General features: G+C 36.7%; 2 protein-coding genes. One reads left to right on the forward strand and one right to left on the reverse strand.

The features are described from left to right. Positions 1-1128: saccharopine dehydrogenase family protein (locus ACXJH6_RS07825; protein WP_456471198.1), on the forward strand; the 1128-nt coding region annotated here is incomplete at its 5' end. A 16-nt stretch (positions 1129-1144) separates the two neighbouring features. Here ACXJH6_RS07825 and ACXJH6_RS07830 read toward each other — a convergent pair. Beyond that, the coding region (locus ACXJH6_RS07830) for a methyl-accepting chemotaxis protein (protein WP_456471199.1) at positions 1145-2245 on the reverse strand (1101 nt) is incomplete at its 5' end.

The following is a 2245-nucleotide window of genomic DNA, read 5'->3' on the forward strand; positions in this document are numbered from 1 at the left end:
ACACTTGCCAGCCGCACAAAAAGCAAATGCGACGCAATAGCCAAAGATATTAAAGAGCGTTTAGGTGTTGAAGTAAAAACGGCTGAAATTGACGCTATGGATGTTGATGCTACGGCAAAACTTATAAAAGATACTAAAAGCGATATCGTACTAAACGTCGCACTTCCCTACCAGGACCTGGCTATTATGGACGCCTGTTTAAAAGCCGGGGCTCATTATGTGGATACGGCAAATTACGAACACCCTGATGAGGCTAAATTCGAATATAAAGAACAATGGGCAAAAGATGAGGAATTTAAAAAAAGAGGTCTTATGGCGCTTCTTGGAAGCGGTTTTGACCCGGGGGTTACGAACGTATTTACGGCATATGCCGCCCAAGAGCTTCTTGATGAGATTGAATATTTAGACATTCTTGACTGTAACGCAGGAGACCACGGATATCCTTTTGCTACAAACTTTAACCCTGAAATCAATATCCGAGAAATTACCCAAAAAGGTAAATACTACGAAAACGGAGAGTGGAAAGAGATAGAGCCTATGAGCGTTAAATTTGACTGGGAGTATCCGAAAGTTGGAAAATTCCCGAGCTATCTTTTATACCACGAAGAGCTTGAAAGCTTAACTAAAAATTTCCCAAGCATTAAAAGAGCCAGATTTTTTATGACGTTCAGCGATAAATATCTGTGGCATTTAAAAGCTTTACAAAATGTGGGAATGACAAGTATCGAACCTATAAAAGTTTGTGAAAACTGCGAAATAAGCCCTATGGAGTTTCTAAAAAAAGTGCTTCCGGACCCGGCAAGTCTAGGACCTAGAACAAAAGGACAAACCCATATCGGAGTAGTGGTTACAGGATATAAAAACGGTCAGAAAAAAAGATATTATATTTACAACATCTGCGACCATCAGTGTGCATTTAGAGAAGTGGGAGCTCAGTGTGTAAGCTATACAACGGGAGTGCCGGCTATGATTGGAGCTAAAATGATTGCTACGAAAACCTGGTTTGACGCGGGAGTTAAAAATATGGAAGAATTCCCTGCCCGTCCTTTTATGTACGCTCTAAACAAACACGGACTTCCGTGGTTTATAGAAGAGTTGCCAACAGAAGGTCTTCCTATAGATAAATAAGAGCGCTTTTACGCTCTTATAATTTAAAACCTTCCACTTCCTCTCTTAATTTTTTTACGAATTCTTCTATTTTATCGATATTTTTATCGATTTCATTAAGAATTTGAACTAACTTTTCACTTCCTTCTATAGTGTTCTCTATTTCATTTACAATAGCAAAAGAAGCATCTTTTATAAGAGAAATGGTAGATGAAATTTCATTTGTGGCTTTTTGACTTCTTTCAGCCAATTTTCTAATTTCATCCGCGACAACTGCAAACCCCCTTCCGTGTTCTCCCGCTCTTGCCGCTTCTATAGCGGCGTTAAGAGCCAATAAATTTGTCTGGTCTGCTATATCTTTAATTAAATTAACCATCTCTTCAATAGAAGCTGTGGAGTCTTCTAGCATTTTGGCCCTTTCCATTAAGCCTTGCTGGGAATTCTGAAATTCATGACTTGCCCAATCAAGTGAAGAATCTAACATCTCTTTCGTTTCTCTTGTATAAATATCTATCTGTTCGTTTGCGTTTATTATCTCTTTTACTATTTTTTGCAATACAAGAATAATTTCATTAATAGGTTTTTCAAGAGATTTAAGCTCTTCATTATCAATTGAAATTAAATCTTTAATATCTTTTTTAGCAATTCTCTCAAGTCTTTCAATTAAAGGAGCTATAGCTTTTTGGAGGTATTCTTTTCGTTGTCTTAGCTCTTCCCTTCTATCCCTGAGAACCACATATGTTCTCTCTAATACTCCGTTTTTAAAAATAGGTATTACATATACAAATACGGGAATTTTTTCTCCCTGTTTGTTGATAATTTCCGCAAAATCATATCCTGAACGTTTTTCTTGCGTATCGTATTTACCTACAACTTTACATACCTTACACTCCTTAGGATTAACAGGCCATAACACTTTTGCCGCAGATTCCACGGTTTTAAGCTCTCCATTACTCCATCCGGTAAGTTCTTCAAAAATTTTATTCCACTCTATAAATTTTCTATCTGGCGTAATTGCAAAAATGGCAACAGGATAATTTTGCTTAAATTCATGCCAATAAAAAATTTCCCTCTCTTCAATATCAAAAAGAGTTTTTAGTTTTTCAACTATATTACCCGAGATTAATTTTCTTTTCTC

The organism is Caminibacter sp. (assembly GCF_053999135.1).